Source organism: Moorena sp. SIO2C4 (assembly GCF_010672485.1).
In the GTDB taxonomy this organism is placed as follows: domain Bacteria; phylum Cyanobacteriota; class Cyanobacteriia; order Cyanobacteriales; family Coleofasciculaceae; genus Moorena; species Moorena producens.
Genome location: NZ_JAAHGN010000423.1, coordinates 1 through 6,152, shown reverse-complemented (window position 1 = coordinate 6,152; position 6,152 = coordinate 1). Strand labels below are relative to the sequence as shown.

Sequence of the window (6,152 nt, the reverse complement as noted above, 5' to 3'; positions counted from 1 at the left end):
TATGCAGTCGCTCATGGGGGAAACCACGGCAGTCGCTCATGGGGGGGACCACGGCAGTCGCTCATGGGGGGAACCCCCAAGACCGCGCTGCCTCCCCAAGACCGCGCTGCCTCCCCAAGACCGCGCTGCATCGCTGGCGACTGCTATAAGCATGAATTATTGCCTGTCCTTTCCTTGTGGTCACTTATTGCTCAAAGTAGTAACGTCCTATGAAGATTCTAATGATCTCCACAACCTTTCCCTATCCGCCAACGCGGGGGGCAACTCAGGTCAGGACGTTTAATTTACTCAAGTACCTGAGTAAGCGTCATGCTATAACCTTGGTTACTCAACGTTCTGAGGAGATCAAGGACATCGAGGTAGAAAAATTGCAGCAGTGGGTGGAAGAACTGGTGATGTTTCCCCAACCGCAGCCATCAGAACAAGAGAAAGGCATAAAGGAGAAATTACAGCGCTGGAGTACCATTTTGCAACAGGGAACCCCCCAGAAAGTACTCCAACTCTACTCAACTCCAATGCAGCAATGGCTGGATCAGGCTGTAGAGGGGGGACAATTTGACCTGATTACCTGTGAACACAGTACCAATGAGATTTATGTGCGACCAGAGTGGCGGGAGCAGCTGCGAACTGTGGTGAATATTCATCATTCTGTATACCGGAAATCTCTGGACAAGCTGGAAACCAAAACATCAGACAATCAGCTGAAAGACCAGTTGAATTTGCCCCTATTACGTCGCTATGAAGAGCAATATTGTGCTAAGTTTACAGACATTGTAGTCACAACAGCAGAAGATAGACGGCAAATAGAATCATTTGAGCTAGACAGTAAAATTACATTGATTTCTAATGGGGTTGATGTTAATACATTTCCCCGGCGCATCTCTGATCCTGGTGGACACAGATTAGTATTTACTGGGGCGATGGATAACCCACTAAACATCAAAGCAGCTCGTTATTTTAGCCTAGACGTGTTCCCAGCAATTACAGAGCGCTATGCTGATACCAAGCTAGAATTAGTCGGACCCAAACCGGTGCAGGCGGTGCTAGAGTTAGAAGATATACCAGGGATTAGTGTAACTGGCACGGTGCCTTCTTTAGTAGACCACCTTCATAAGGCAACCATATTTGTGGTGCCAATGCAAAGTGGATTTGGCGTAAAAAATAAAACTCTGGAAGCGATGGCAGCAGGAGTACCGGTCGTGGGAAGCGATCGCGGTTTGGAGGGCTTGATAGTTGATGGCGGGGATGTCCCTTTGCGGGCATTGCGAGCAAATGATACAACAGAATATGTTTATGGCATTAGTCGGTTATTTGAAGACCGCCAGCTCCGTAAGCAACTGTCGGAAAATGGGCGAGCGTATATTGAACAGAAATATACTTGGGAACGTGCTGGTGAGCTGTATGAGCAGGTAATCACAGATTGAAGGGTTTAGGGTGCACTTGTTTTAGATTGAGCAAGGGGGAATGACAAAGACATGGAAAATTAGCCTTTAAGTCCAAAAATCTGTACTATTTGGCTAATTACTATCTATCTATTGCCCCCAAGATTTTTTTCAAACTAGGAAAAAACTGGAAAGATAAACCATTAAAACATCAGTGCAAAAGTCTAGTAGAGGTGGTTGGTTAACAACCTTGGGCGCGATCGCTGCCTTAATCACCACTAGCGGTATCATTGCCGGTAGTATCTGGGTGGCGGTTATGTTAATAATTGATCCTGATTCGATTGTATGGATCAATCACATTTTGCCGAGTTGGGCTCGTATCCCCCAGATTGTTCCCTCATCTGCCAAGACATTTGCCCAAATTCAAGGGGAGATTCGTGAAAATGGACTAACGGCGAGCACACCCCTTGCCCTTCACTCTGAGTTGCTGCTACCGATTTTGGCATCACCACCATCATGCCAAAGTAATTGTGACCAGATCGTGGAACTCAGAGTCTATCAGCCCCTTGAACAAAGCAACAGCGAACAGCAGTATTATCAGCTAGTTAGTCAGCTGCCTATCACTGCCCCGGTCGAATATTTTGTGCTGTCTACCCAAGTGAACACAGGATCGGATGATGCTAGTGTCTCCCGTTCACTACCTTTAACCAAACTCGATCGTTTCGATGAACAAGCTCTAGAGGAAGGGTTTTGGTTCAACCTCTCGGGTAACGTGGTCTCAGAAAATACACCAGAGAGCTATGGACAAATTATTCACTACAATCCAGACCAGACACACCTGAGTATGATGTTGGAGTGGACAAGCCCTAATGAAGGTCCTCCCTATTGGCAGGAAGTGACCGGTGGTGCTAGTCCAGAATTAGTGGTTAATCATACTGTAGGCTTGGAACCCCAGTTCAAGGTTTACCAAATTCAACCTCGGTCTTTTGTTCCCAACCCGATTTATCTAGAGGAAATTTCCCTGACCCAAGCAGCGATAGATACTAAACTATATCGCAATGGTTTAAGCCTAGCGCGTCATGGTTTGTGGTCTGATGCTTGGCAATGGTTGAACCAACAGAGACCAAAACACTGGTCAGCAGAGGCTCAAGCCCAAATGGATTTGGTGAAACTGCACGCTCAGGTCACCGAGTCTCAGGCAAATCAAATTTGGGCAAGTGCCAGTGCGGCTATCTTTGCCTATCTCCTGGATGGTCGCTGGGGGGAGGCAAAAACAGTGTTTCAAACGGCAGTGAATGGTGCTCAGTTGGGGGATATTATCACTATGCTAAAGAGCGATTCTGGGGGATTGTGGCAGCGGGTGGAAGCAGCACTAGAAGTCAATCCTGATGACAGCAATGTACAAGCTTGGGGAGGATTGATTTTGGCAGCCCAGGAAGACCCTCAAAAAGCGATCGCATGGGTTAAGGAATTACCCCAAACTAATCCCCAGGTTTACCAACTGCTCAACCATATGGAAAATGCCTTAAACCCAGTTCCAGCTATTGTCAGACACTTCAGTCAACTGGTTGGCAATTCAGAAATAATTCAAACTGTCAACGCAACGGATTGGTTGCAACCGGAAGATGGAGATGGGGGAATAGGAGAACAGCACTGCCAAAGGCAACAGGAAAGTACTGAATTGGTTTCTGTAGCAGAGGAAGAGAGTATAGCAGTTTCACCCCTGTCCCCTTGTCCATCTGTCTCCGTCACTCTACAAAAAAACCCCGAGGAAGTTTGGTATCAAGTACAGGTAAAAGCATTTCACGATGGTCAGGGTTGGCGGTGGATGCCCTTTTCTGATTTACGGCTGCCCACTTTGACCAAGGGAAAGCGATTGTGGCGATATTTGGGCTTAGACGTTGACCCCCAGATTCGGATTAGCCTTTGGAGTGAGAATGGTATCCAGCAATCAACTACAGCTACGGTCAAGGGGGTTTCCTACCAGAAAGGGGTGATTAAGCTGTTGGCAGCAGGTGGGAAATTCCCTAGTGAAGCCCTAGCTGTTGATGGCTCTAATCAGCACCTGCTAGCACACACCGATACGGGACTGCGCTGGTTAGACCCAAGTGCGATCACTTTGTCAGCACTCTACCACCTTAACCCTGAGTCGGTGTCAGCCATGCTGCCAGTACTCTGGCAGGAGTTAATCAACAGTGGTCAATTCTCCTCAGGACCCATTCCTAGCTTACCAATGATGCTTCAGGAGATTGGGCATTGGTCAGTTAGACCGATCGAGCTGACTGGCAACAACCAGCCAGAAGCGGTCATAACCTTATATCAAGAAATATCAGTTACCTCAGAATCTAGCGAGGTCGGTCTATCGGATAGTAATAATGACGGGATAGATACAGAAAGGGCAACTACTATCTACAAACCCCGCACCATGATTTTTTCTGACGCAGGAGCCTTACTCTACAGCGAATTTTCCCAAGATGCCAACACTTCCATGACTGCGATCGCGGATTTAGGGGATGGCGGTCCTGCGGCTATAGTTATTGATGAACCGAATAACTATAGCTTTAAGCGTTGGTCAGCCAAGTATCAGCGTTTTGAATAATTAAATTGGCGTTGCGTCAGTCAAGTAATGAATAGCAGTAGAGTGGGCATCCTGCCTGCTCTACCAGATCTCGAACGGGCAAGATGCCCATTCTACAGGTGCGACCCAAGGGTGCGAGCAATGCCTCGCGCCCTTGGAGGCGCGCACCTACTCTTAAAATCATTCTATTATTCAGCAACACCAATTTAATGGCGTTCCTGATTATGCGTATGGTTTTGCCCCCCTAGCCCCCCAATTCTGGGGGGAACAAAACTATCAAAGTCCCCCAGAATTGGGGGATTTAGGGGGCTTTAATAAAACCAAATTATCGCACATTCATTCTATTATTCAGCAACGCCAAAAAAAATAGCCGTAGAAATACTATCTACGGCTATGTCAATCACATATGTCAGAAATTTCCGAAACCCAAGGCCAAGGGGGGGGAACCCCCCCAGAAAGTTAAGGTGTTATGGCAACAACCAATACTTGGTCATAGTAGTAATTACTTCTCCTGGAATATCGGTCGGTTCTAGAGGGGTCCACTCCGCGATTTCGGCATAGCCTAGGTAATAAAACATTTGCATACTATAAATTACTGATTCACGAGTACCTTTGAGAGTGTGCTGAGTCGGTTTTTTCTTGAAATTGCGAGTAAATTTTTCTGACATTGTGAAAAATTTCGACTTGGGTTTACAATGATTATTATAATAATTATATATTTAAGTTGTCAAGGGTTTTTAAAAGTTTTTTTTGGAAGTTTTAGGGTTTGTATAAAAAAGCTATTGCATAGGCTTTACAAAGCATAATCTAACGTTAATTGTAGACAAATATTAACTTATTTTACTTAATTTGTAGTTAAAAATTCGAGCAATAATATGGATAAAATGTGATAATATTAATTATATTAACCAACAATAGCAATCATTTTACCTGGTTTTTATCACCCGAGCTACCGTTAATGATTGTCGGGGTTTACTGGGAATTTCAAGAGTTAGTTAAGTGGCCAATATTTCCGACAGACCTTCCCATGGCTTTCTTGAAGATGATTTGGGATAGGTTCGAGTCGTCGAATTTGTGGCTCTTAACCCTCTTTTCGATTAGTTCACCAGAATTTACTTAGTTGCTTCAGATGTCTAATGACTTACGACAGTACCCTCAAATATTTAGTTGAAAAATATCCCCAAGCCTTTACCCGTTGGTTGTTTAACCAAGAACCAGCAGAGGATATCGAAATTCTCAACACCGAATTAAGCACAGAACCAATTCGGGCAGATGCCTTGTTTTTTGTGCGAGTTGCTGATGCTATCTTGCATCTTGAATTTCAAACCTTACCCCAATCTGAACCTCCGTTACCCCTGCGGATGCTGGATTATTGGGTAAGGTTATATCGTCAGTATCGCTGTGATATTGAACAGGTAATAATATTCCTGAAACCAACCCGATTAACCGGAGTATTTGTAAATCAATTTACCGAGAGGAACCTATCCTTCCGCTACCGGGTGATTCGGATTTGGGAATGTGATCCACAACCGTTACTAACAACACCGGGGTTACTACCCTTGGCAGTATTAGCACAAGCGGAAGTGCCAGAAAACCTGCTATCCCAAGTAGCAGCCAGAATCGATATGATTGAAGATAGACAACAGCAGCGTAATTTATCTGCTTGCGTGCAACTGTTGGCTGGGGTGAAATTTGATGAGCAGTTAATTCAAGCTTATTTTCGGGAGGATATGATGCAAGAGTCAGTCGTTTATCAACGAATTATTCGCCAAGGATTAGAACAGGGATTAGAACAGGGATTAGAACAGGGATTAAAACAAGGATTAAAACAAGGATTAGAGCAAGGATTAGAGCAAGGATTAGGACAGGGATTAGAACAAGGAAAGCGCAATGAGCTTAATTTAATTAAGCGTCAAATTAGCCGTCGCCTAGGTGAAATCAATCCCCAATTACAAAATAAAATTGAGGAATTATCCTTTCAGCAGTTGGAAGATTTAGGAGAAGCGTTGTTAGATTTTGAAACCGAAGTGGATTTGACCAATTGGTTGAACCAGTTATAGCGCTACGCGCAAGGGCAAGAGGCAAGAGGCAAAAGTTTACTAAAAAATAGGTGCGCTCTTACCATTAAGAATTTAATGCGCTACGGGTCGCACCTTTTTCAGCTTGTATCAATGTCTTAACTTTAATGGGTA

The 6,152-nt window shown here is 44.8% G+C and carries 5 protein-coding genes and 1 pseudogene; 5 read left to right on the top strand and 1 reads right to left on the bottom strand.

All coding sequences use genetic code 11. From position 1 onward, the window contains the following. The 4 genes and pseudogenes from F6K20_RS20805 to F6K20_RS20790 all read left to right on the top strand — a co-directional run. A pseudogene (locus F6K20_RS20805) lies at positions 1–213 on the top strand (hypothetical protein); the annotation flags it as partial. Beyond that, positions 210–1,424: a glycosyltransferase gene (locus F6K20_RS20800; RefSeq protein ID WP_008179803.1), complete on the top strand. Its 1,215-nt coding sequence runs from the start codon at positions 210–212 to the stop codon at positions 1,422–1,424. The pseudogene F6K20_RS20805 and the gene F6K20_RS20800, both read left to right, overlap by 4 nt. A 172-nt stretch (positions 1,425–1,596) precedes the next feature. Next, positions 1,597–3,981 (top strand): tetratricopeptide repeat protein, encoded by a 2,385-nt coding sequence (locus F6K20_RS20795; protein WP_287295883.1) that lies wholly within the window; start codon positions 1,597–1,599, stop codon positions 3,979–3,981. A gap of 27 nt (positions 3,982–4,008) precedes the next feature. Beyond that, positions 4,009–4,170 carry a hypothetical protein gene (locus F6K20_RS20790; RefSeq protein ID WP_287295881.1) on the top strand — a complete coding sequence of 54 codons (162 nt, stop codon included), beginning with the start codon at positions 4,009–4,011 and terminating at the stop codon, positions 4,168–4,170. Positions 4,171–4,427: 257 nt separating this feature from the next. On the opposite strand, the gene F6K20_RS20785 is transcribed toward F6K20_RS20790, so the two are convergent. Next, positions 4,428–4,628 (bottom strand): hypothetical protein, encoded by a 201-nt coding sequence (locus F6K20_RS20785; protein ID WP_287295879.1) that lies wholly within the window; start codon positions 4,626–4,628, stop codon positions 4,428–4,430. A gap of 468 nt (positions 4,629–5,096) precedes the next feature. Here F6K20_RS20785 and F6K20_RS20780 point away from each other — a divergent pair, with 468 nt between their 5' ends. Then, the gene (locus F6K20_RS20780; protein ID WP_287295877.1) at positions 5,097–6,020 is read left to right on the top strand and encodes a DUF4351 domain-containing protein; all 924 of its coding nucleotides are present in this window, start codon (positions 5,097–5,099) and stop codon (positions 6,018–6,020) included. Positions 6,021–6,152: the final 132 nt, after the last annotated feature.